Source organism: Variovorax sp. RCC_210 (assembly GCF_041355175.1).
In the GTDB taxonomy this organism is placed as follows: Bacteria; Pseudomonadota; Gammaproteobacteria; order Burkholderiales; family Burkholderiaceae_C; genus Variovorax.
Map to the genome: position 1 here is coordinate 68,785 of NZ_JBFUPJ010000018.1, position 24,147 is coordinate 92,931.

Annotated in this window: 19 protein-coding genes; 1 reads left to right on the forward strand and 18 read right to left on the reverse strand. The window is 68.6% G+C overall.

Annotated elements, in window-relative coordinates; translation table 11 throughout:
* From AB6807_RS34115 to dksA, 16 genes are all read right to left on the reverse strand, one after another.
* On the reverse strand, positions 1-972 hold the full coding sequence (locus AB6807_RS34115) for a D-alanine--D-alanine ligase (RefSeq protein ID WP_286517976.1): 972 nt from the start codon (positions 970-972) through the stop codon (positions 1-3).
* Entirely contained in the window at positions 969-2,468 is a 1,500-nt protein-coding gene (murC, locus tag AB6807_RS34120; RefSeq protein WP_371088017.1) for a UDP-N-acetylmuramate--L-alanine ligase, read from the reverse strand. The genes AB6807_RS34115 and murC overlap by 4 nt, the downstream gene beginning before the upstream one ends.
* On the reverse strand, positions 2,465-3,529 hold the full coding sequence (murG, locus tag AB6807_RS34125; protein ID WP_371088018.1) for an undecaprenyldiphospho-muramoylpentapeptide beta-N-acetylglucosaminyltransferase: 1,065 nt from the start codon (positions 3,527-3,529) through the stop codon (positions 2,465-2,467). The genes murC and murG overlap by 4 nt, the downstream gene beginning before the upstream one ends.
* Complete coding sequence (ftsW, locus tag AB6807_RS34130; protein ID WP_116910566.1) at positions 3,526-4,824, reverse strand: putative lipid II flippase FtsW; 1,299 nt, start codon at positions 4,822-4,824, stop codon at positions 3,526-3,528. Before ftsW ends, murG begins: the two co-directional genes overlap by 4 nt.
* Positions 4,821-7,016, reverse strand: a complete 2,196-nt coding sequence (murD, locus tag AB6807_RS34135; protein ID WP_371088019.1) for a UDP-N-acetylmuramoyl-L-alanine--D-glutamate ligase — start codon at positions 7,014-7,016, stop codon at positions 4,821-4,823. The genes ftsW and murD overlap by 4 nt, the downstream gene beginning before the upstream one ends.
* Positions 7,017-7,023: 7 nt before the next feature.
* Positions 7,024-8,202 carry a phospho-N-acetylmuramoyl-pentapeptide-transferase gene (gene mraY, locus AB6807_RS34140; RefSeq protein ID WP_116910568.1) on the reverse strand — a complete coding sequence of 393 codons (1,179 nt, stop codon included), beginning with the start codon at positions 8,200-8,202 and terminating at the stop codon, positions 7,024-7,026.
* Positions 8,203-8,217: 15 nt separating this feature from the next.
* Positions 8,218-9,663, reverse strand: coding sequence for a UDP-N-acetylmuramoyl-tripeptide--D-alanyl-D-alanine ligase (murF, locus tag AB6807_RS34145; RefSeq protein WP_371088020.1), 1,446 nt, complete (start codon positions 9,661-9,663; stop codon positions 8,218-8,220).
* On the reverse strand, positions 9,660-11,255 hold the full coding sequence (locus tag AB6807_RS34150; protein WP_371088021.1) for a UDP-N-acetylmuramoyl-L-alanyl-D-glutamate--2,6-diaminopimelate ligase: 1,596 nt from the start codon (positions 11,253-11,255) through the stop codon (positions 9,660-9,662). Before AB6807_RS34150 ends, murF begins: the two co-directional genes overlap by 4 nt.
* Before the next feature lie 2 nt (positions 11,256-11,257).
* Positions 11,258-13,006, reverse strand: a complete 1,749-nt coding sequence (locus tag AB6807_RS34155) for a penicillin-binding protein 2 (RefSeq protein ID WP_116910571.1) — start codon at positions 13,004-13,006, stop codon at positions 11,258-11,260.
* Positions 13,003-13,392 carry a cell division protein FtsL gene (gene ftsL / locus AB6807_RS34160; RefSeq protein ID WP_286517967.1) on the reverse strand — a complete coding sequence of 130 codons (390 nt, stop codon included), beginning with the start codon at positions 13,390-13,392 and terminating at the stop codon, positions 13,003-13,005. The genes AB6807_RS34155 and ftsL overlap by 4 nt, the downstream gene beginning before the upstream one ends.
* A 2-nt stretch (positions 13,393-13,394) precedes the next feature.
* On the reverse strand, positions 13,395-14,318 hold the full coding sequence (rsmH, locus tag AB6807_RS34165; protein WP_116910573.1) for a 16S rRNA (cytosine(1402)-N(4))-methyltransferase RsmH: 924 nt from the start codon (positions 14,316-14,318) through the stop codon (positions 13,395-13,397).
* An 8-nt stretch (positions 14,319-14,326) separates the two neighbouring features.
* Complete coding sequence (gene mraZ, locus AB6807_RS34170; RefSeq protein WP_012746060.1) at positions 14,327-14,755, reverse strand: division/cell wall cluster transcriptional repressor MraZ; 429 nt, start codon at positions 14,753-14,755, stop codon at positions 14,327-14,329.
* A gap of 273 nt (positions 14,756-15,028) precedes the next feature.
* Complete coding sequence (gene hslU, locus AB6807_RS34175) at positions 15,029-16,357, reverse strand: ATP-dependent protease ATPase subunit HslU (RefSeq protein WP_371088022.1); 1,329 nt, start codon at positions 16,355-16,357, stop codon at positions 15,029-15,031.
* A 2-nt stretch (positions 16,358-16,359) separates the two neighbouring features.
* Positions 16,360-16,905 (reverse strand): ATP-dependent protease subunit HslV, encoded by a 546-nt coding sequence (gene hslV, locus AB6807_RS34180; protein WP_042578379.1) that lies wholly within the window; start codon positions 16,903-16,905, stop codon positions 16,360-16,362.
* Between the two features lie 58 nt (positions 16,906-16,963).
* The gene (locus tag AB6807_RS34185; RefSeq protein ID WP_371088023.1) at positions 16,964-18,682 is read right to left on the reverse strand and encodes an STAS domain-containing protein; all 1,719 of its coding nucleotides are present in this window, start codon (positions 18,680-18,682) and stop codon (positions 16,964-16,966) included.
* 45 nt (positions 18,683-18,727) lie between these two features.
* A complete protein-coding gene (dksA, locus tag AB6807_RS34190) occupies positions 18,728-19,351 on the reverse strand; it encodes an RNA polymerase-binding protein DksA (protein ID WP_116910576.1) in 624 nt (207 codons plus the stop codon).
* A gap of 746 nt (positions 19,352-20,097) precedes the next feature.
* Here dksA and AB6807_RS34195 point away from each other — a divergent pair.
* Complete coding sequence (locus AB6807_RS34195) at positions 20,098-21,618, forward strand: YdgA family protein (RefSeq protein ID WP_371088024.1); 1,521 nt, start codon at positions 20,098-20,100, stop codon at positions 21,616-21,618.
* Between the two features lie 91 nt (positions 21,619-21,709).
* Here AB6807_RS34195 and AB6807_RS34200 read toward each other — a convergent pair whose 3' ends face one another.
* Both AB6807_RS34200 and AB6807_RS34205 read right to left on the reverse strand, forming a co-directional pair.
* Positions 21,710-22,768 carry a GTP-binding protein gene (locus tag AB6807_RS34200; protein ID WP_116910577.1) on the reverse strand — a complete coding sequence of 353 codons (1,059 nt, stop codon included), beginning with the start codon at positions 22,766-22,768 and terminating at the stop codon, positions 21,710-21,712.
* Positions 22,769-22,892: 124 nt separating this feature from the next.
* Positions 22,893-24,143: a class I SAM-dependent rRNA methyltransferase gene (locus AB6807_RS34205; RefSeq protein ID WP_371088025.1), complete on the reverse strand. Its 1,251-nt coding sequence runs from the start codon at positions 24,141-24,143 to the stop codon at positions 22,893-22,895.
* Between the last annotated feature and the right edge of the window lie 4 nt (positions 24,144-24,147).

The following is a 24,147-nucleotide window of genomic DNA, read 5'->3' on the forward strand; positions in this document are numbered from 1 at the left end:
CTATTGCGAGCCTCCCGTGGCGTCGAGCGTGGCCGAGGCCAGCACGCGCACGCACAGTTCTTCGTAGGCGATGCCCGCGGCGCGCGCGGACATCGGCACCAGCGAATGGCTGGTCATGCCGGGCGAGGTGTTCATCTCCAGCAGGAAGGGCTTGCGGTCGCTGGCGCGGATCATCACGTCGGCGCGGCCCCAGCCGCGGCAGCCGAGCGTGCGGTACGCGGCCAGCGTGATGCGCTGGATCTCGTGCTCCTCGGCGTCCGACAGGCCGCTCGGGCACTGGTACTTCACGTCGTCGGTGAAGTACTTGTTCTGGTAGTCGTAGGCACCTTCGGGCGCGCTGATGCGCACCACCGGCAGCGCGCGGGCATCGAGCCCGTGGCCGAGCACGGCGCAGGTCACTTCCTCGCCCTCGATGAACTCCTCGCACAGCACGTCGGCGTCATACCTGGCCGACAGGGTGATCGCGTCCTGCATCTGCGAGTAGCCCTCGACCTTGGTCACGCCGATGGACGAGCCCTCGCGCGGCGGCTTCACGATCAGCGGCAGGCCCAGCACATCGGGCACGGCCATGACCTGCTCGCGGCTTTGCTGGTCGAAGGCCAGGCGCACGTACTTGGGCGTCGGCAGGCCGTCGGCCTGCCAGATGCGCTTGGTCATGACCTTGTCCATGGCCACGCTCGAGGCCATCACGCCCGAGCCGGTGTAGGGAATGCCGAGCAGCTCGAGCGCGCCCTGCACGGTGCCGTCTTCGCCGTGGCGGCCGTGCAGCGCGACGAAGCAGCGCGCGAAGCCTTCGCGCTTCAGGTCGGCCAGCTCGCGCTGCGAGGGGTCGAAGGCATGCGCATCGACGCCGCGCGAACGCAGGGCCTCGAGCACGCCGGTGCCGGACATCAAGGAGACTTCGCGCTCGGCGGAACTGCCGCCGAACAGCACGGCCACCTTGCCGAAAAGCTGGGGGTTCTGAAGGCTCACGAGGCCCTCCCTTCGCGCGAATCGCGCTGCGATGTGGGGGACGCCGCGATGGCGGCGGTGGCAGTGGAGGTGGCGGTGGCCGAGGCGTTGGTGTTGCCGAGCTCGACGACCTTGCCCGGCACCGCGCCGATGGAGCCGGCCCCCATGGAAAGAATGACGTCGCCCGCACGGGCGTTGTCGAGGATGGCGCGCGGCATGGCCGCGATGTCGTCGACGAACACCGGCTCGACCTTGCCGGCCACGCGCAGCGCGCGCGCCAGCGTGCGGCCGTCGGCGGCCACGATGGGCGCCTCACCGGCGGCATACACCTCGCCGAGCAGCACCGCGTCGGCCGTGCCGATGACCTTCACGAAGTCTTCGAAGCAGTCGCGCGTGCGGGTGTAGCGGTGCGGCTGAAAGGCCAGCACCAGCCGGCGCCCCGGGAACGCGCCGCGCGCGGCGGCGATGGTCGCGGCCATCTCCACCGGGTGGTGGCCGTAGTCGTCGATCACGGTGAAGGTGCCGTTGCCGGCCTCGCCCTGCACCTGGATGTCGCCGTAGCTCTGAAAGCGCCGGCCCACGCCCTTGAAGCCTTCGAGCCCGCGCTGCACCGCCTCGTCGGCGATGCCGAGCTCCACGGCCACGGCGATCACCGACAGCGCATTGCGCACGTTGTGCTCGCCCGGCAGGTTCAGCACGATGGGCAGGTCGGGCAGCGTCACGCCGTTGCGGCGCTGCGCGGTGAAGTGCATCTGGCTGCCGACGGCGCGCACGTCGATGGCGCGCACCTGCGCGTCTTCGTTGAAGCCGTAGCTGGTCACGGGGCAGTTCACGTCGGCCGCAATCTCGCGCACCGCCGGATCGTCGGTGCAGAGAATGGCCACGCCGTAGAACGGCATGCGGTGCAGGAACTCGACGAAGGCCTTCTTCAGCTTGCCGAAGTCGTGCCCGTAGGTCTCCATGTGGTCGGCGTCGATGTTCGTCACCACCGCCATCACGGGCAGCAGGTTCAGGAACGACGCATCCGACTCGTCGGCCTCGACCACGATGTAGTCGCCGCTGCCGAGCTGCGCGTTGGCGCCGGCGCTGTTCAGCCGCCCGCCGATCACGAAGGTCGGGTCGAGCCCGGCGGCGGCGAGCACGCTCGCCACCAGGCTGGTGGTGGTGGTCTTGCCGTGCGTGCCGGCAATGGCGATGCCCTGCTTCAGGCGCATCAGCTCGGCCAGCATCACCGCGCGCGGCACCACCGGAATGCGCTTCTCGCGCGCGGCCAGCACCTCGGGGTTGTCCGACTGCACGGCGGTGGAGGTGACGACCGCGTCGGCACCTTCGATGTGCGCGGCCGCATGGCCCACGAAGGTGCCGATGCCCAGGCCCGCGAGCCGGCGCAGCGTGGCGCTGTCGGCCAGGTCGGAGCCGGTGATCCTGTAGCCCAGGTTCAGCAGCACTTCGGCGATGCCGCTCATGCCCGAGCCACCGACGCCGACGAAATGGATGTGACGAATCGCGTGCTTCATTTGGCAAGCTCCTCGCAAGCGCGGACGACCGCCTCGACGGCTTCGGTCTTCTGCAGGGTCTTGGCCTTGGCGGCCTTGTCGATCAGCGCGGCGCGCCCGGTTTTCTGTAGCAAATCAGCCAGCAATTCAGGAGTGAGGTCGGCCTGCTGCACCAGCCATCCGCCGCCCGCGTCCACGAGGAAGCGCGCGTTGGTGGTCTGGTGGTCGTCGACCGCCGAAGGAAAAGGCACGAACAGCGCTGCTGCGCCGACGGCCGCGATTTCTGTGACGGTGCTGGCACCGGCGCGCGCGACGATGAAGTCGGCGTCCGCATAGGCCTGCGCCGTGTCTTCGATGAACGGCGTGAGCTCGCCCTCGACGCCGGCGGCCGCGTAGTTGGCGCGCAGCTCGTCGATCTGCTTGGCGCCGCTCTGGTGCAGCACCTGCGGACGGGCTTCGCTCGCGATGCGGGCCAGCGCCTGCGGCACCACGGTGTTGAGCCCGCGTGCGCCCAGGCTGCCGCCAACCACCAGCAACTTCAGCGGACCGGTGCGGCCCGCGAAACGCGCGGCCGGTTCGGGCTGCGAAGTGAAGGCCGCGCGCAGCGGGTTGCCCACCCACTGCGCCTTCTTCAGCACGTTGGGAAAGGCCGTGAACACGCGGTCGGCCACGCCGGCCAGCACCTTGTTGGCCAGGCCGGCGACCGAGTTCTGCTCGTGCAGCACCAGCGGCTTGCCCATGAGCACGCCCATCATTCCGCCCGGAAAGGTGATGTAGCCGCCCAGGCCCACCAGCACATCGGGCTTCACGCGGCGCACCACGCCCAGGCTCTGCCAGAACGCGCGCAGCAGCTTCAGCGGCAGCAGGAACAGCGTGAGCGGGCCCTTGCCGCGCACGCCGCCGAACTGCACCGGCTCGAAGGCGAAGCCGCGCGGGGGGACCAGTTTTTCTTCCATGCTGCCGGGCGCGCCCAGCCAGTGCACGCGCCAGCCGCGCTCGCGCAGGGCCTCGGCCACGGCCAGTCCGGGGAAGATGTGGCCGCCCGTGCCGCCCGCCATGACGAGTGCGATCTTGCCAGTCATACGCGGCCTCCCCGCATCAGCACCCGGTTCTCGTAGTCGATGCGCAGCACGATGGCCAGCGCCACCAGGTTCATCAGGATGGCCGAGCCGCCGAAGCTCATCAGCGGCAGCGTCAGGCCCTTGGTCGGCAGCGCGCCCAGGTTCACGCCCATGTTGATGAAGGTCTGGAAGCCGAGCCACACGCCCACGCCCTGGGCCACGAGGCCGGAGAACACGCGGTCGAGCGCGATGGCCTGGCGGCCGATGTGCATGATGCGGCGCGTGAGCCAGAGGAACATGCCGATGATCAGCAGCACGCCGACCAGGCCGAACTCCTCGCCGATCACCGCGAGCAGGAAGTCGGTGTGCGCCTCGGGCAGCCAGTGCAGCTTTTCCACGCTGCCGCCCAGGCCCACGCCGAACACCTCGCCGCGCCCGATGGCGATCAGCGAGTGCGACAGCTGGTAGCCCTTGCCCAGCGCATGCTCCTCGCTCCACGGGTCGAGGTACGCGAAGATGCGCTCGCGCCGCCACGGGCTGCTCGCGACGATGCTGCCGAAGGCCACCACCACCAGCGCGGCAATCACGAAGAACATGCGCGCGTTCACGCCACCCAGGAACAGGATGCCCATGGCGATCACGGCAATCACCATGAACGCGCCCATGTCGGGCTCGGCCATCACCAGCATGCCGACCACCACCACCGCGATGCCCATCGGCAGCACGGCGCGGAAGAAGCGCTCCTTGATCTCCATCTTGCGCACCATGTAGCTGGCGGCGTACAACACCATCGCCAGCTTGGCCAGCTCCGACGGCTGGAAGCGCATGAAGCCCATCGGCAGCCAGCGGCGCGCGCCGTTCACGTTGATGCCGATGTGCGGAATGAGCACGGCCACCAGCAGCAGCAGCGAGGCGACGAAGAGCCAGGGCGCGGCGCGCTCCCAGGTCTTCATGGGGATCTGGAAGGTCAGCAGCGCGGCGACGAAGGCGAACGCCACCGAGGCCGCGTGCCGGGTGAGGAAGTACGACGCGCTGTAGCCGGCGCGCGCGAAGCGCGGGTTGTCGGGCAGCGCGATGGAGGCCGAATACACCATGATCAGGCCCCAGGTCAGCAGCGCGACCGTGACCCACACCAGCGCCTGGTCGAAGCCCAGCACGCGCATGGGCGTGGCCTTGGTCTGCGCGATGCCGGCGCCGCCCAGCCGCACGGGCAAGTGCACGGGCAGCGCGTCGATGCCGCTGCGGGCGCGCCTGAACCAGCCGCTGAAGCGGCCGGTGCGGGTGTTGGACGTGGCGCCTGCGGTTGCGGGGTTCAAAGCGGTTCCTCCGTCGAAGCATCGGACGCGGGGTCTTCCACCAGCCCGCGCGGGCTGTCTTCCCAGGCCTGCACGGCCTCGCGGAACACCTCGGCGCGGTGGGCGTAGTCCTTGAACATGTCGAAGCTCGCGCAGGCCGGCGACAGCAGCACGGCGTCGCCCGGGTTGGCGCGCTTGCCGGCCAGCGTCACGGCCTCGTGCATCGAGGCGGCATGCAGCAGCGAGACGCCGGTGGACGCCAGCGCGGCCTCGATGATCGGCGCGTCGCGGCCGATGAGCACCACGGCGCGCGCGTAGTGGCGCACCGGCTCGGCCAGCGGCTCGAAATCCTGTCCCTTGCCTTCGCCGCCGAGGATGACGACCACGCGGCGCTCTTCGCCCAGGCCCACGAGCGCGGCCACGGTGGCGCCCACGTTGGTGCCCTTGCTGTCGTCGAAGAACTCGACCTCGTCCACGACGGCGACGGGCTCCACGCGGTGCGGCTCGCCGCGGTACTCGCGCAGGCCATAGAGCATCGGGCCCAGCGCGCAGTCGGCCGCCGTGGCGAGCGCCAGCGCGGCCAGCGCGTTCAGCGCGTTGTGGCGGCCGCGGATGCGCAGCGCGTCGGCGGGCATCAGGCGCTGCAGGAAGATTTCTTCTTCCACCACCGCGCCGCGCTTGCGCTTCTGCGTTTCGTCGGCTTCCAGCGCGCGCACCAGCCAGGTCATGCCGTTGACACGCTCGATGCCGTAGTCGCCCGGGCGCAGCGGCATCGCCGAGCCGAAGGTGACGTGCGTGCGGATCAGCGGGCGCTGCAGCTTCACGCGCACCGGCGCGGGCAGCATGGCCATCACGCCGTCGTCGTCGCGGTTCAGCACCATGAGGCCGCGCGCGCCGAAGATGCGCGCCTTGGCCGCGGCGTAGCCCTTCATGTCGCCGTGCCAGTCGAGGTGGTCCTGCGTGAGGTTGAGCACGGTGGCGGCGGTGGGCTCGAAGCCCTGCACGCCGTCCAGCTGGAAGCTGGAGAGCTCCAGCACCCACACGTCGGGCAGCGTGTCAGCGTCGAGGTGCGCGCTGAGCGTGTCCAGCAGCGTCGGGCCGATGTTGCCGGCCACGGCCACGGTCTTGCCCGCGCGCTCGACCAGCTGGCCGGTGAGCGAGGTGACGGTGGTCTTGCCGTTGGTGCCGGTGATGGCGAGCACGGCGGGCTTGTAGCCCTTGGGCGCTTCGGGCTCGACGGGCGGCGCCAGCTCGAGCTGCGGCGTTTCCTCTTCCACGGCGGCCGAGGCCGGGTTGGAGGCGGCGAGTTCGGCGATCTTGGCGACGAACTCGGCGGCCTCCCTGGCGGCGGTGGGGACGTAGGGCTTGCCGGTGGTGGGCAGGCGGGAAACGGTGGCGGGTGCAGTTGAAGCAGCGGGGGCTTCAGGAGCTTCCAGTGCTTCGGATTCGGGGCCGCTGGAATCAGCGGCTTCGGCTGCTGCAGCGGTGGCCTCTGTTGCGGGGGCTTCCGTAGCAGTGACTTCCGATGCCGGCGTTTCGGCGGCTGCGTCTTGCGGCACGGCTTCAGGCTCTGCGGCCACGGGCGCGTCAGGTGCCTCGGTCGGCGCAGGCACGGTCACGCTGATCGATGGATCACGCGGCATGGCCTCGGCCATCGCGGGCACGGCCGGTTCGGGTTGCGCTTCGGCGGTTTCGGTCGTCGGCTCGGGTTCGGCGGCCTGGGCAGCTTCGACCTCTGCAACCTCTTCGACGGCTGCCGCCTCGAGCGGCAGTTCGGCCTGTGCTTCAGCTTGCTCGGCTTCGCCGACGACTTCAGGCGCGGCTTCCAACGCAGGCTCGGCGTCGGCTTCGACCACCGGCACGTCGACGGTCTGCAGATCGAGCAGCGCGCGCGCGAACAGGTCCAGCTCGCCGCCGACCGGCAGCCCCATGGCGCGTGCCGCATCGGCCACCGGCGCGATGGTCTCGGGCGACAGGCCCGGCGAGCGGTACACCGCGCGAATCGGCGTGCCGTCGACCAGCGCGGCCGAGAACGGACCGCCGACAAAAACCACATCGGGCAGCTCGGCCTTCAGCGTGGCCAGCTGCGCCGGCGCCTCGCGCGTGTCCGCCACGGTCACGACCGCGCCGTGGCGCGCGCACCAGCGCGCCATCGCCAGTCCGGACGCGCCGAGGCCGAGGATGAGAACGGGGAGGTCTTGCAGGTGCCGCATGTTTTTATTACCGCAGCTTCAGCGTGGACAGGCCCACGAGGCACAGCAGCATCGTGATGATCCAGAAGCGCACCACGACCTGCGTCTCGCGCCAACCGCTCTTCTCGAAGTGATGGTGCAGCGGCGCCATCTTGAGCACGCGGCGGCCTTCGCCGTAGCGCTTCTTGGTGTATTTGAAGTACATCACCTGCGCCATCACCGAGATCGCCTCGACCACGAAGATGCCGCCCATGATGAAGAACACGATTTCCTGGCGCACGATGACCGCGATGGTGCCCAGCGCGCCGCCCAGCGCCAGCGCGCCCACGTCGCCCATGAAGACCTGCGCCGGGTGCGTGTTGAACCACAAGAAGGCGAGGCCCGCGCCGGCCATGGCCGAGCAGAACACCAGGAGCTCACCCGAGCCCGGAATGTTGGGGAACAGCAGGTACTTGGAGTACACCGCGCTGCCCGTCACATAGGCGAACACGCCCAGCGCCGAGCCCACCATCACCACCGGCATGATCGCCAGGCCGTCCAGCCCGTCGGTGAGGTTCACCGCGTTGCTCGCGCCCACGATCACCAGGTACGTGAGGATCACGAAGCCGATGCCGCCCAGCGGGTAGCTCACTTCCTTGAAGAAGGGCACCAGCAGGTTGATCTTGGGCGGAAAGTCGAGGTCGAACCCCGACTGCACCCAGGCGAAGAACAGCTGCAGCACGCGCCAGTTGGAGCTTTCCGAGATGCTGAACAGCAGGTAGAAGCCCGCCAGCAGGCCCACCACCGACTGCCAGAAATACTTCTCGCGCGAGCGCATGCCTTCGGGGTCCTTGCGCACCACCTTGCGCCAGTCGTCGACCCAGCCGATGGCGCCGAAGCCCATGGTGACCCACAGCACGATCCACACGAACCGGTTCGAGATATCGAACCACAGCAGCGTGGCGAAGGCGATGGCGAACAGCACCAGCACGCCGCCCATGGTGGGCGTGCCGCTTTTGGTCAGGTGCGTTTCCATGCCGTAGCCACGCACCGGCTGGCCGATCTTGAGCGCGGCGAGCCGGCGGATCACGAAGGGGCCGGCCACCAGGCCGACCACGAGCGCGGTCACCGCGGCCATCAGCGCGCGGAAGGTGAGGTACTGGAAGACGCGCAGGAACCCGAATTCGGGCGACAGCGTCTGCAGCCATTGGGCGAGAGTCAGCAGCATGTGTTTTCGCGCGGCTCATGCGTCATGACCGGCCTCCTTTTGTTGTTGTGCCTCGATGGCCTGCACGATGCGCTCCATCTTCATGAAGCGGGATCCCTTGACCAGCACGCTGCCGACCTGCGGCAGGCGCGCGAGCACGGCCGCGCCCAGCGCGTCGAACTCGTCGAAATGTCGTCCGTCCGCACCGCCCTGGAAGGCGGTGGCGGCATGCGCCGTGGCGGCGCCCAGCGTGTAGACCGACTCGATGCCGCGCTGCCGGGCCCAGGCGCCGACCTCGGCGTGGAACTCCGGCGAGCGGTTGCCCACCTCACCCATTTCGCCGAGCACCAGCAGGCGCGGCGCCGGCAGGGCGGCGAGCACGTCGATGGCGGCGATCACGGAATCGGGGTTGGCGTTGTAGCTGTCGTCCACCAGCGTGAGCGCGTGGCCGCCGGCCAGCACCACCTCGCTGGCGCGCGAGCGGCCCTTGACCGGCACGAAAGCGTCCAGGCCCGCGGCAATGGTCTCCAGCGACACGCCGGCCGCCAGCGCGCAGGCGGTCGCCGCCAGTGCATTCACCACGTTGTGGCGCCCGGCGATGTGCAGCCGGGTGGCGAAGGCGCCCAGCGGTGTGCGGATGCGCACGGCCCACGCGCCCTGCGCCCATTCGGCGCTCTCGAGCGAGATGTCGGCGTCCTGCGCTTCGCCGAACGTCATGCAGCGGCGCGAACCGCCGGCGCGCGCCATGTCGGTCCACAGCGCGGTGAAGGTGTCGCCGTACGGGAACACGGCCGTGCCGTCGTCGGGCAGCGCCGCGAACACGGCGGCGTTTTCCACGGCCACCGCCTCGACGCTGGCCATGAACTCCTGGTGCTCTCGCTGCGCGTTGTTCACCAGCGCGATGGTCGGGCGCGAGATGGCGGCCAGCCGCGCAATTTCGCCCGGATGGTTCATGCCCAATTCGAGCACCGCGCGGCGGTGCTCCGCGCGCAGGCGCAGCAGCGTGAGCGGCACGCCGATCTCGTTGTTGAAGTTGCCGGCCGTGGCCAACGCACGTTCGGCCCGTTCAGCACGTTCGGCGGCGGACGCGAACAGCACCGCCGCGATCATCTGCGTGACCGTGGTCTTGCCGTTGCTGCCGGTGACCGCAATGAGCGGCAGCGTGAACTGCGCGCGCCAGCCGGCGCCGAGCGCGCCGAGCGCGGCCAGCGAATCGGGCACCTCGAGCCCGGCCAGTCCGGCGGCTTCGAGGCCATGGTGCGCAATGGCGGCGACGGCGTCCTGCGCCTTCGCGTCGGCGAGGAATTCGTTGGCGTCGAAGCGCTCGCCCTTGAGCGCGACGAACAGGTCGCCGCTCGCGAGCGTGCGCGTGTCGGTGTGCACGCGGGCGATGACGGTCGCGCCGTCGCCGACCAGGCGCGAACCCGGAATCCATTGCTGCACCTGGGCCAGCGTGAGGTTGAGCGGCGTGCTGTCGGTCATGCCACGCTCCCGGTGTTTACCGGGTTACCTGGGTTACCCGGGTTCACCCTGCGTGCCAGCGCCTGCAGCGCATGGGCCTTGTCGGAAAACTCGATGCGCTGGCCGGCAATTTCCTGCCACGCCTCGTGGCCCTTGCCGGCGATGAGCACCACGTCCTGCGGGGCCGCCTGCGCGAGCACGTTGGCAATGGCCATGGCGCGGTCGGGCTGCACCTGGGCGGCCTCGGGGCGCGAGAAGCCGCGCAGCACCTGCGCGATGATCGCGTCGGGCTTTTCGCTGCGCGGGTTGTCGCTGGTGACGACCACATGGTCGGCCTGGCCCTCGGCCACGGCGGCCATCATCGGGCGCTTGATCGGGTCGCGGTCGCCGCCGCAGCCGAACAGGCACCACAGCGCGCCGCCGCGCTGCTTCGCGAGCGGGCGCAGGCCGATGAGGGCCTTGTCGAGCGCGTCGGGCGTGTGGGCGTAGTCGACCACGGCCAGCGGCGCGCCCTCCCCGGTGCCGGCGCGGTCCATGCGGCCCGGCACACTGGTGAGGTTGGCGCAGGCGGCCACGGCCCGCTCCAGCGACAGGCCCAGCGCGCGCAGCGTGCCCAGCACGCCCAGCAGGTTGGCCACGTTGTACTGCCCGATGAGGCCGGTCGACAGGCGCTGCACCTCGGCCGTGCCGTGCTCGGCCACGGAAAACTGCAGGCCCTGCGCGTCGTAGCCGATGTCGCGCGCCATCAGGCGGGCCGGCTTGCCCTCGGCGGACACGGTCCACACGTCGAGCGCGCCGATGCCGGCGTCGATCAGGTTGGCGCACAGGCTCGCGCCGTGCGTGTCGTCGATGTTGATCACCGCGGCGCGCAGGCCGGGCCAGCGGAACAGCTCGGCCTTGGCCTGCCAGTAGGCGTCCATGCTGCCGTGGTAGTCCAGGTGGTCCTGCGTGAAGTTGGTGAACACGGCCACCGCGATCTGCGCGCCGTCGAGCCGGCGCTCGGCGATGCCGATGGACGAGGCCTCGATGGCGCAGGCGCCGAAGCCGCGCTCCACCAGGGAGCGCAGCTCGCGCTGCATCATCACGGGGTCGGGCGTGGTCAGGCCGGTGTAGGTCAGCGCGGGCGGCATGCCGATGCCCAGCGTGCCCATCACGGCGCACGGCGAAGGCGCGTCGCGCTGCACGGTGCCGTCGGGCTTCATGGCGCGAACGCCGCCCGCCGCGCGCAGCGTGGAGAGCGACTCGGCCAGCCACCAGGCGGTGGAGGTCTTGCCATTGGTGCCGGTCACGGCCAGCACGTCGAGCAGCGCCGAGGGGTTGTCGTAGAAGGCCGAGGCGATCGGGCCGGTAGCGGCCTTCAGGCCGGGGTAGCTCACGATGCGTTCATCGCCGTCGAAGCCGAATGCTTCCACGCCTTCGTGCTCCACCAGGCACGCGGCCGCGCCCTGCGCCAGCGCGGCGGCCACGTGCTTGCGGCCGTCGGTGGCGGCGCCGGGCCAGGCAATGAAGATGTCGCCCGCGCCCACGGCACGGCTGTCGGCGTGCATGGCGCCCTGCGGCGCGCGCTCCTTGAGCCAGGCCGCGGCCAATGGGGGGGAAGTGAAGGTCAGCATGTTCAGAAACTCTCGTCGACGCCCTGCGTCATCACAAGCGGTTTGACCGCCAGGTCGGGCGGTACGTTCATCATGCGCAGCGTCTGCTGAACAACTTCGCTGAACACGGGGGCCGCGGCCACGCCGCCGAAATACTGGCCGTCGCTGGGCTCGTCGATCATCACGGCCACGATGATGCGCGGCTTCTCGATGGGCGCCATGCCGGTGAACCATGCGCGGTATTTGTTACTCGCGTAACCCTTGCCAACCTGCTTGTGCGCCGTGCCCGACTTGCCGCCGACCGAATAGCCGACCGTCTGCGCGCGCGTGCCGGTGCCGCCGGGGCCGGCGGCCATCTGCAGCATCTTGCGCACCGCCAGCGCGTTCGAAGGCGAGAACACCCGCACGCCCACCGGCGGCTCGGTGTTCTTCAGGATGGTGACCGGAATGAGCGAGCCGTCGTGCGCGAACGAGGTGTACGAATGCGCCATCTGGAACAGCGACGCCGACAGGCCGTAGCCGTAGGCCATGGTGGCCTGCTCGACCGGCTTCCAGGTCTTCCAGGGGCGCAGCCGGCCGGTGACCGCGCCGGGGAACTGAATTTGCGGCTTCTGGCCGTAGCCGAGCGCGGTGTAGGTGTCCCACATCTCGTGCGGGGTCATCTTCTGGGCGATCTTGAGCGCGCCGACGTTGCTCGACTTCTGGATCACGCCCTCGACCGTCAGCGTGCCGTAGTTGTGCGTGTCGCTGATGGTGAAGCCGCCGATCTGGAAACGGCCGGGGCCGGTCTCGATGAGCGTCGAGGGCTTCACGCGGCCGGCTTCCAGCGCCATGGCCACGGTGATGGGCTTCATGGTCGAGCCGGGCTCGAAGGTGTCGGTGAGCGCGCGGTTGCGCAGCTGCTCGCCGGTGAGGTTCTGGCGCTTGTCGGGCACGTAGCTCGGGTAGTTGGCCAGCGCCAGCACTTCGCCGGTGGTGCTGTCGAGCACCACCACGCTGCCGGCCTTGGCCTTGCGCGCCGTGACGGCGTCGCGCAGCTTCTGGTAGGCGAAGAACTGCACCTTGCTGTCCACGCTCAGCTGGATATCCTTGCCGTCCAGCGGCGGCACGGTGTCGCCCACGCCCTCGACCACGCGGCCCAGGCGGTCCTTGATGACGCGGCGCGAGCCGGCCTTGCCGGCCAGGTCCTTGTTGAACGCGAGCTCGATGCCCTCCTGCCCGTTGTCTTCCACGCTGGTGAAGCCCACCACGTGCGCGGCGGCCTCGCCCTCGGGGTACTGGCGCTTGTATTCGCGGCGCTGGTAGATGCCCTTGATGTTCAGCGCGGCAATCTGCTTGGCGATGGGCTCGTCGACCTGGCGCTTGACCCAGACGAAGGTCTTGTCCTCGTCCTCGAGCTTCTTGTCGAAGTCCTTCTGCGGCATCTCGAGCAGCTTGGCGACCTGCTTGAGCTTGGCGCGCACCTCGGGGTCGTCGCGCTCGATGTCTTCCGGAATGGCCCAGATGCTGGGCGCCACCACGCTGGACGCGAGGATGAGGCCGTTGCGGTCCAGGATGCGGCCGCGGTTGGCCGGCAGCTCCAGCGTGCGGGCGAAGCGCACTTCGCCCTGGCGCTGGAAGAAGCTGTTGTTCAGCACCTGCACGTAGGCGGCCCGGCCCGCCAGCATGACGAAGCCGAGCGCGATGCCCGCGACGATGAACTTGCTGCGCCAGACCGGCGTCTTGCTCGCCAGCAGGGGGCTGGTGGTGTAGCGCACGCTGCGGCGGGTCATGGCGCGGCCCTCGTGGCGGTCACGGGCCTGGCGGCCGGCTTGGCCGGCGGCTTGGCGGCGGGCTTGGCACCGGTGGTCGCGGGCATGGCCGGCGCCACGGGCGCGACGGCCGGAATCACCGAGCCGTCGGGGCGCACGTACTGCGTGATGGCCGGCGAGGTGGTGCGCATCTGCAGCTGCTCCTTGGCGAGCTTTTCGACGCGAAGCGGCGTGGCCTGGGCGCGCTTCTCGACCTGCAGGCGGTCGCGGTCCAGCTCAAGGCGGCGGGCTTCCTGCTGCACGCGGTCCAGCTCGGTGTAGAGCTGGCGCGACTGGTACTGCGTGTGCACGAGGTACAGCGCCGTCGCGACGACGGCCAGCAGCAGGAGCAGGTTGATGCGGGCCATGCTCAGCTGGCCTCGGTGCGTTCGGCCACGCGAAGGATGGCGCTGCGCGAGCGCGGGTTGCCGCGCACTTCGTCGTCGGACGGCTTGATGCGCTCCAGCGCGTTCAGCTTCATCACCTTGGGCGCGGCAAAGGGCGCGCGGCGGTCGTAGACCTCCTTGGAGTGCTTCGCGATGAACTGCTTCACGATGCGGTCTTCCAGCGAATGGAAGCTGATCACCGCGAGACGGCCGCCGGGCTTGAGCACGGAAAGGCTCGCTTCTAGCGCCTGTTGCAGCTCTTCAAGCTCGGCGTTGATGAAAATCCGAAAAGCCTGAAATGTGCGCGTTGCAGGGTTCTGGCCCTGCTCGCGGGTTTTGACCGTGCCAGCCACGAGCTCGGCCAGTTCGGTGGTGGTTGAAATTGGGCCCCGTTCTTGTCGGCGAGCAACAATCGCCTTTGCAACCTGAACAGCAAACCGTTCTTCGCCATAGTCACGGATCACCTCTGCAATCTGCTGGAGTTCGGCCGTTGCCAGCCATTCGGCCACGCTCTCGCCGCGCGTGGTGTCCATGCGCATGTCGAGCGGGCCGTCGAAACGAAAACTGAAACCGCGCACCGGGTTGTCGATCTGCGGCGAACTCACGCCCAGGTCCATCAACAAGCCGTCGACGCTCGCGTCGGGCAGTTCGCCCAGCGAGCGGAATCCCTGGTGCCGGATGGAAAAACGCGCATCGGAGATGCGCGCTGCTTCGGCCACTGCTTCCGCATCCTTGTCGAATGCGATCAGCCTGCCCTGCGGCCCCAGCCTCGCGAGGATGGCGCGCGCGTGCCCTCCCCGTCCGAAGGTGGCGTCCACGTAGGTGCCGGCGGCATCCGTGCTGCCTGAAAGAAGAGCTTCCACCGCTTCGTTCAGCAAGACGGTCGTATGGGTCCATGGGGTGTTCACGTGAGTCCTCAGAACGCGAAGTCCTGAAACACATCCGGCATCTCGCCCTGGGTGGCCTCGGCCTCCTTGGCCTCGTAGGTGGCCTTGTCCCAGAGTTCGAAGTGGTTGCCCATGCCCAGCAGCAGCGTGTCACGCACGATGCCGGTGGCGGCGCGCAGTTCAGGAGAAACCAGGATGCGGCCGGTGCCGTCCATCTCGACGTCCATGGCGTTGCCCAGGAAGACGCGCTTCCACCACTGCGCCGACATCGGCAGCGCGGCAATGCGTTCGCGGAATTTTTCCCATTCGGGACGGGGGAACACCATGAGGCATCCGTGCGGATGCTTGGTGATCGTGAGCTGGCCGCCTGCCGTGGCGCTCAGGACGTCGCGATGCCGGGTCGGCACTGAGAGCCGCCCCTTGGCATCCAGACTGAGCGATGAAGCGCCTTGAAACACGACCACGAAACCCCTGTGTTGGGAGCTGCCGCAGCACCCGAAGGGGGCACTACCCGCACTTTCTCCCACTTAACTGCACTTTTTTGCACTGTAGCAGGAAACACTTAGGAAGCAACTGGCCGTTGGTGGTATTTTTTGTAATGGAATCAACGACTTAGCGCCGATTCCAAATGCATGGAATCGGCGAATTTCGTTGAGAATGAACTACTTAGCTCACGCAGTGAAAGTGATGCGTGAAGCATTGCCGCCGTTACAGGGGCAAGAGAAGCGGCTTCAGAGGATGAAGCGCGAGAGGTCTTCGTCGTGACTTAGTGCCGCAAGGCGCTGGTCGACGTAGGCGGCATCGATGCGGATCGATTGGCCTTCCAGGCGGGTCGCATCGAAGCTTACCTCATCCAGCAAACGCTCCATCACGGTGGACAAACGGCGCGCGCCGATGTTCTCGGTGCGCTCGTTCACCTCGTACGCAATGGTGGCCAGGCGGTTCACGCCGTCGGGCGTGAATTCGAGCGTGAGGCCCTCGGTGGCCAGCAGCGCCTGGTACTGCTTCACGAGCGACGCGCGCGTCTGCGTGAGGATGCTCTCGAAGTCGGCCACCGACAGCGACTGCAGCTCGACGCGAATCGGCATGCGGCCCTGCAGCTCGGGAATCAGGTCGCTGGGCTTGCTCAGGTGGAACGCGCCGCTCGCAATGAACAGCATGTGGTCGGTGCGCACCACGCCGTACTTGGTGCTCACGGCCGTGCCTTCCACCAGCGGCAGCAGGTCGCGCTGCACGCCCTGGCGCGACACGTCGGAGCCCTGCGCGTCGCTGCGCGTGGCGACCTTGTCTATCTCGTCGATGAAGACGATGCCGTTCTGCTCGGCGTTGGTGATGGCCTGCGCGCGGATCTCGTCCTCGTTGATCAGCTTGCCCGCCTCTTCGTCGATCAGCAGGCGCATGGCCTCGCCGATCTTCAGCTTGCGCGTCTTGCGCTTGCCGCCGCCCATCTGGCCGAACATGCCGCGCAGTTGCTCGGTCATTTCCTCCATGCCGGCCGGGCCCATGATTTCGAGCGGGGCGCGCGTCTCGGCCAGGTCGAGCTGGATCTCCTTGTCGTCGAGCTGGTGCTCGCGCAGCTTCTTGCGGAAGGCCTGGCGCGTGGGGTTGGGCCCGTCCAGCGCGGGCGTGGCGCCGTCGGCACCGCGCGCCGGCGGCAGCAGCACGTCGAGGATGCGTTCCTCGGCCGCGTCTTCGGCGCGCGCGCGCACCTTGACGCTTTCCGATTCACGCGTCTGCTTGACCGCGATTTCGGCGAGGTCGCGAATGATCGAATCGACGTCCTTGCCCACGTAGCCCACCTCGGTGAACTTGGTGGCCTCGACCTTGATGAAGGGCGCGTCCGCCAGGCGTGCCAGGCGGCGCGCGATCTCGGTCTTGCCCACGCCCGTGGGGCCGATCATGAGGATGTTCTTGGGGGTGATCTCGTGGCGCAGCTTTTCGTCGACCTGCTGGCGGCGCCAGCGGTTGCGCAGGGCGATGGCCACGGCGCGCTTGGCGGCCGGCTGCCCGACGATGTGGTTGTCGAGCTCGGAGACGATTTCCTGGGGGGTCATGGACATGGTCAGAGCGCTTCCACGGTGTGGTTCATGTTCGTGTAAATGCAGATTTCTCCGGCGATCGCCAGCGATTTGCGCACGATCTGCTCGGCCGAAAGATCGGTGTTGTCGATCAGCGCCTTGGCCGCCGACTGGGCGTAGGCGCCGCCCGAGCCGATGGCGATCACGCCGTCTTCGGGCTCCAGCACGTCGCCGTTGCCGGTGATGATGAGCGAGGTGGTGGCGTCGGCCACGGCCAGCATGGCCTCGAGCTTGCGCAGCACGCGGTCGGTGCGCCAGTCCTTGGTCAGCTCGACCGCCGCCCGGGTGAGGTGGCCCTGGTGCTTTTCGAGCTTGGCCTCGAAGCGCTCGAAGAGCGTGAAGGCGTCGGCCGTGGCGCCGGCAAAGCCGGCGAGCACCTTGCCGTGATAAAGCCGGCGCACTTTGCGCGCCGTGCCCTTGATGACGATATTGCCGAGAGTGACCTGCCCGTCCCCGCCGATGGCGACCTGATCGCCTTGGGGGGTCTTGCGGCGCACGCTCACGATGGTGGTGCCGTGAAACTGTTCCATCGAAGCCACTTGGGGATGGCCACAGGCAATGCAACCCGCGCAAGGGCGGGCCGGGCCCTTAGTTTTTCCTAACCGCCACGGTGGCGTGATCGGCAATGCCTACCAGGTTGAACAGCGCGGCAATCAGGCGATGCGCATCCACGAACTGCACGCGCTCGCCGTTGGCATCGCGCGCCCGCACCCAGCTCAGCAGCGTGCCGGCGGCGGCCAGATCCATGCGCAGCAGCGCTGCGCACGAGATGACCGGCGCGGTGGTGTGGCGCAGGTCGTGGTCCAGCCGCTGCCAGTTCGACAGCGACTCGCCCCGCAGGTCGCCCGCCAGCGCGGCAAAGCCACTGTCGGTGGACGGAAAGCTCTCCGAATCGCCGCCGACCGACAGCAGCGACCACACCGAGCTGTGCCGGTTCACCGCCGGCGCGGCCAGCGCGGTGCATTCGCCCCGCGGGTCCTGCCAGGAAGGCGGCGACACCTCGTAGGTGATGCAGTAGTTCAGCGCCACCAGCTCGAAGTCGTCGGGCAGGTGCATGAGCCGCAGCGCGGCCATGTGCAGCTGCCACCACACATCCTCGGTACTGCGATCGTTGTTGGGAGACGCCTCTGCCAGCACGGCCAGCAGCTGGGCCGAGCCCATGAAGCGCAGCTGCACCGGCGAGTCGGACCAGTGGTTGAACAGTACGCGCAGCGGCGCGGCGGCCTCGAGCTCGATGCCGCCCAGGCTGCGCCAGTCGAGCGTCCACACCGAGCCCGCCTTCGACAGCGCGCGCGTGAGCGCCACCAGCCCCTCGCGCGCCAGCCGCGGCGGGCTGGCCCAATCGGCGTGGGCGTCGCCCTCGGCGGCGGCACCTGCAGCCTCTTCGCTGGCAGTGACGGCCTTGACGCTGCGGGCCAGCTCCTCGAGCGAGACCCAGTCGGGGCCCATGCGCCGCATGCGCTGGGCGTAGCGCATGCGGGCGGCCGCGAACTTGGCGGCGGCACCCGTGGCGCGGTAGAGGTCGAACAGGGCGCGCCAGCGGTCGTCGTCGCGCTCGGCCATCGAGGCGTGCTGGCCGTGCTGGCCGTTCTCGGACTCGGGCGGCGCGCTCTCGGAGGCCAGGGCCTGCAGCAGGATGGCTTCCGCGCCGGTGTCGTCGCCGTGCGCGAAGCGGATCACCGCTTCTTCCAGGGCGCCGTCGTGCGAGAGGTGCGAAGAGGTCAGCGGCGTGCTGGCGGCGGCCGGTGTCGTGTCAGGCGATGAAGCGGGTGCCGACACAGGCGCATCGGCCGGTGCGTGGGCCGCATGCGCAACGGTTTGAACCGGAGGCTGGGCCGCCGGCTGCCCTTCGGCCGCCTCGTCGTCGAGCACGGGCGGCAGCGTTTCGGCGCCGGCGTCCGGCGGCGGGGTGGACAGCGCTTCGCCGTTCGGCCCGCGGCCCTTCCACCACTGCTGGGACATCTGCTCTTCGATCTCGTCGATCTTCTTGAGCGTGAGCGCGCGGCCTTCCTGCTTGCCGGAAGAACTGTTGACGTTGAACGACGACGGCGTCACCGTGCCGTCGAAGGCGTGCGCGGCGGCTTCGCGCTGGCGCAGCTTGCGCAGCATGTCGAACTCGCGCCGGCGCACGAAGTCGTTGCGCTGGCGCCGCTCGATCATTTCCTTCAGCATCTCGCGGCTGTAGGTCTGGTCGGGCAGCGAGGAATCGGACGCGGCCGGCGCGTCGAGCTCCGACCAATCCTTCAGGGGATTGCGAACAAACTTGGCCACCTTCGAAAAAAGGCGGCCCGATTCTTCCTTGGCCATGCGGTGAAGACTATCGAACGGAAAGTGTCCCGGGGGTGCTCTCGGTCAATCCCCGAACATCTTCTGCTTGAGCTCGCGGCGCTGCTGCGCTTCGAGCGACAGCGTGGCCGTCGGGCGGGCCAGCAGGCGGCCCACGCCGATGGGTTCGCCGGTTTCGTCGCAGTAGCCGTAGTCGCCGGCGTCGATGCGCTGGATCGACTGCTCGATCTTCTTCAGCAGCTTGCGTTCGCGGTCGCGCGTGCGCAGCTCGAGGGCGTGTTCTTCCTCGATGGTGGCGCGGTCGGCCGGGTCGGGCACGACCACGGTGTCTTCACGCAGGTGCTCGGTGGTCTCGCCGGCGTTTTCCAGGATGCCGCGCTTGAGTTCGGCAAGCTTCAGGCGGAAGAACGCCATCTGCTTGTCGTTCATGTACTCGTCGTCGGGCATCGCGATGACTTCGGCGTCGCTCAGCTCGGCGGGCGTCTTGGTCTTCCAGTTGTTGGCCAGCTTCGGGTCTTTCTTGACGGCCAGGGGCGGCGGCGGCACCAGCGCGGTGGACGGCGCCTGCGAGAAGCTGGATTTGGCGGCCGTCGACGCCACGGATTGCGGCATCGAGGGGACGGTCAATTGCGACAGCCGGGACACGCGGCCACCACGCGCGGGAGCGGGCGTGGCGGTTTGAGCGGGCATCGAGGGTGTCGCCGGGGCGGAAGTGGAGGCGGCAGCCGTTTTTTTCATGGGACTCGAGGGGACGGAAGTAACGGCAGCAGGGCGGCCGACGGGTTTGGATGACGAGGCGCCCGCGCCTGCGGTCTTGGTCGCAGCAGTGGCAGGCTTGGCGGACTTCTTTGCAGCGGTCTCGGCCTTGGCCGGGGCTGCTGCGGGCTTTTTGGATGCGCTTTTCTCCTTCGCGGGGGAGTCATGTGCAGCGGCGGAAACCTTTTTTGCCGCAGGTACAGCCTGCTTCGCAGCCGGCGCCTTCGTTGCGGCGGGCTTGGTTGCTGGCGTGGCCTTGGCGGCGGGTTTCTTCACGGTGACTGGCTCCTTTGACGAACTGGAACGCGCTTTCACTGGGTGTCTCCTCCCATGGAGACCCTGCGGCTTTCAGGCCGCGCGATGTCTCCGTTGTCGGGGTGCCCGCCAGTGACGAACCCCGGGGTTATACCCCCGAAAGCCCGCCAGAAACGTGCGGCGCCCCGTGCCGGAAGTCACATCTTGTCCATGGGGACGAGGAGTGGCTGCCGGAACAGGCGCGCGATTGTATAGAGAACTCGGCAGCGCGGGCGATGTGCGTGCGCCGCGGCCGGCGCCGCCGGCAACTCCGTTAGCATCGCCCGGCGTTGTCGAGGGGGCAACGCGGGTCCGCGCCCTGTCCTGCTTTGTCCGTACGGCGGCGGGGGCCTATCCGATCATTCGATACAAGAGAGAGAAAAACCTTGAGCAATAAAGCAGTTCTGGGAGTGGGTGCATTGGCCGCGGCCATCGCGGTGGCCTACGGCGGCAGCACCTGGTACGCCGGGTCGCAGATCAAGTCGCGCTACGACACCGCGCTGGACGAGTTGCCGAAGCAGACCGCGCTGGTGCGCGTGACCGACCGCCAATACGAACGCGGCTTCTTCGGCGCCGTGAGCACCGTGACCCTGGAAATCGGCTGCGCGCCGGACGCCACGGCCGCGGCCACGCCTGCCGCGCCGACCCCGCCCGCCGAGGGTGAAGAAGCCGAAGCCGACGAGGAAGCCGAAGCGCAGGCATACGCCACGCCGCCCAAGCCGCTGCGCTTCACCATCCGCGACACCATCCACCACGGCCCGATCGCCGGCGGCTCGCTGGCCGCGGCCACCATCGACAGCGAACTGGTGCTCGACGCCAAGACCCAGGCCGATGCGAAGAAGCTCTTCGGCGATGCCAAGCCCCTGAGCGCGCGCACCCAGGTCGGCTTCGGCGGCGCCTTCACCACCGACATGACCGTGGCGCCCGCCAAGCTGGCCGAAGCCGGCAAGGGCCAGTTCGCCTGGCAGGGCGCGCAGATGCGCATGGACGTGAACGCCGCGCGCACCCAGGTGCGCTACGACCTGGCCATGCCGGGCCTGGACTTCAGCGACGCGCGCACCGGCACCACCCTGAAGATGGGCAAGCTCACCGCCAAGGCCGACATGGACAGCAGCGCCGGCTGGTTCCTGGCCACCGGCAAGACCGAGGGCAAGCTCGACACGCTGGAGCTCGTCGTGAAGAAGACCGGCGGCCCGCTGGGCGCCGCCGCCGTGCCGGCCGACACCCCGCCCAAGGTGGTGACCACCGTGCTGCTGCAGGGCCTGGACATGCTCGGCGAAGCCACCATCAAGGACGGCCTCTATGCCTCCAGCGGCACCGTCAAGGGCAACGGCACCATCGGCGCGACCAAGATCGACAAGTTCGAGCTGACCAGCAGCGCGCGGCGCATCCAGGCCGCCGGCTACAAGAAGCTGGCCGACGCGTGGATGCAGTCCAGCGCCGTCAACGGCTGCGGCAAGGGCGGCAGCAAGGCATCGCAGGCCGCGATGCAGGCGCTGGCCGACCAGCTCGCGCCCGACCTGAAGGCCATGGCCAAGTTCAGCCCCGAGGCCGGCGTCGACAGGATGGTCGTCGAAATCGACGGCAAGCGCGGTGAAATCAGCTACATGGCCGGCATGGCCGGCGTGACCGACGAAGACCTGCAACTGCCCGGCACCGCCCTGCTCATGAAGCGCGGCGCGCTCAAGGCCAACGCCCGCCTGCCCATGAAGTGGCTCGAGAAGCTCGCCGAAACCGGCGCCGAGAGCGGCCAGACGCCCCCGCCCGAAATGGTGGCGGGCCTGGTCGAGCAAGGCGAGGAAAAGGGCTTTGTGAAGCGCGAAGGCGACGACGTGGCCGCCCAGGTCGAGTACAGCGACGGCAGCCTGAAGATCAACGGCAAGCCGATGGGCGCGCCGGGCCGGTAACTTCATCAAGCAACCCACGACGCCTTGAATGCAAAAAGGGCGCCGACCTCGCGGTCGGCGCCCTTTTTTTGATTTCAGCGAGGCCGTCGGCTCACACCAGGCACTGCTCCAGCCCCTGTTCCAGGATTTCGCGCGGCAGCTCGATGCCGATGAACACCATGCGGCTCTGGCGTGCCTCGTCCTGGCCCCATTCCGGGCCCAGGTCGCTGCCCATCAGCTGGTGCACGCCCTGGAAGATCACCTTGCGCTCGGTGCCCTTCATGTTCAGCACGCCCTTGTAGCGCAGCATGCGCGGGCCGTAGATGTTCACGATCGCGCCCAGGAAGTCTTCCAGCTTGGCCGGGTCGAAGGGGCGGTCGGCCTTGTAGACGAAGCTCTTCACGTCGTCGTCGGTGTGGTGGTGGTGGCCGTGGCCCTCGTGCTTGTGGGAGGGGTGGTCGCAGGCCTCGCCATGCGCATGGTCATGGTCGTGATGGTCGTGGCCGTGGTCGTCTTCCTTCAGGAAGTCGGGGTCGATGTCCAGCTTGGCGTTCAGGTTGAAGCCGCGCAGGTCGAAGATGTCCTTCAGCGGCACGTCGCCGAAGTGCGCCTTCTGCTGCGGCGCGCGCGGGTTCATGTGCTTCAGGCGGTGGATGAGCGCCTCGGTTTCCTCGGCGGACACCAGCTCGCTCTTGCTGATGAAGATCTGGTCGGCAAAGCCCACCTGGCGGCGCGCTTCCTGGCGATCGTTGAGCTGCTGCGGCGCGTGCTTGGCGTCCACCAGCGTGAGAATCGAGTCGAGCAGGTAGCTCTCGGCGATCTCGTCGTCCATGAAGAAGGTCTGCGCCACTGGGCCGGGGTCGGCCAGGCCGGTGGTCTCGATCACCACGCGGTCGAAGTCCAGCAGGCCCTGGCGCTTCTTGGCGGCCAGCAGCTGCAGCGCTTCGCGCAGGTCTTCACGGATGGTGCAGCACACGCAGCCGTTGCTCATCTGCACGATCTGCTCCTTCGACTCCGTCACCAGGATGTCGCTGTCGATGTTCTCCTCGCCGAACTCGTTCTCAATGACCGCGATCTTCTGGCCGTGGGCTTCGGTCAGGATGCGTTTGAGCAGGGTGGTCTTGCCCGAGCCGAGAAAGCCGGTGAGGATGGTCGCGGGAATGAGGGCCATGGGGAAAGTGCTCCGGAAGCGGAAAACAGGAAAAAGGGGCGAAAAGCAGACGTGGCGGGCAGTTTAGCCAATGCCACTGAGTTGCGTTGCCGAAGGGGTCAACGCGATGTGGGCGCCAGCGGTTTCAGGCCGGCTTCCTGACCACCACCAGCCCCTTGAGGTACTCGCCCTCCGGGAATTCGATGGTCATCGGGTGGTCCGGCGCCGCGCCCAGGCGTTCGCTGATGTAGCCGTCCACGCCCGCGTCCAGCCCCGCAGAGGCCACGATCTTGTGGAACAGGTCGGCGCCGATGCCGCCCGAGCAAGAGAAAGTGAGCAGCACCCCGCCCGGCTCCAGCAGCTTGAGCGCCAGCCGGTTGATGTCCTTGTAGGCCCGCGCGGCGCGCTCGGCGTGCGCCACCGTGGGCGCGAACTTGGGCGGGTCGAGCACGATGGCGTCGAAGGTGCGGCCCTGGTCGATGAACTCGCGCAGCAGGGTGTTGACGTTGGCATCCAGAAACTCCGTCTTCGCGCCCGAACCCGCATCGCCTTGACCTTCACCTTCACCTTGACCGCCGCCGAAGCCGTTCAGCGCCACGTTCGCGCGCGCCAGGTTCAGCGCCGGCAGCGACGAGTCGACCGACACCAGCTCGGCCCCGTCCAGCGCGCCCGCGGCCTTCAGCCCCGCCAGCGCCGCCACCGTGAAGCCGCCTGTGTAGCAGAAGCAGTTCAGCACGCGCCTGAAGCGCCGGTGCTGCGCCAGCTCCGCGAAGCGCTGGCGGCTGTCGCGCTGGTCGAGGTAGAAGCCGGTCTTGTGGCCGGTCGCGATGTTCAGCGACAGCTGCCAGTCGTGCTCGCGGATGGTGATGTCGGTCGCGCTCTCGCCGCGCAGCCAGCCCGTGACCGGCTTCAGCCCTTCGCGCTCGCGCCCGCTGGCGTCGGAGCGCTCGTAGAGCTTGCCGAGGCCGGTGGCCGCGAGCAGCGCGTCGGCCAGCGCGTCTTTCCAGCGCTCCACGCCGGCGGACAGGAACTGCGCCACCAACGTGTCGCCATAGCGGTCGACGATGAGCCCCGGCAGCCCGTCGGCCTCCCCGTGAATCACCCGCACGCCGTCGCTCTGCAGGTCGAACAGGCCGCGGGCCTTCACGGCGCGCGCGCACACCGAGGCCAGGAAGGCCGCGTCGATGCGCTGCGTTTCCACGAAGCTCCAGGCCCGCGCGCGGATCTTTGAAGCCGGGCTGAAAGAAGCCCAGGCCAGGAAGGCGCCGTCGTGCGACTCCACGCGCACCGTCTCGCCCGAATCGGCGGCGCCGCGTGCGATGGCGGACTCGAAGATCCAGGGGTGGCGGCGCTGCAGCGAGCGCTCCTTGCCGGGTTTGAGGCGAAGGGTTTTCATGTGT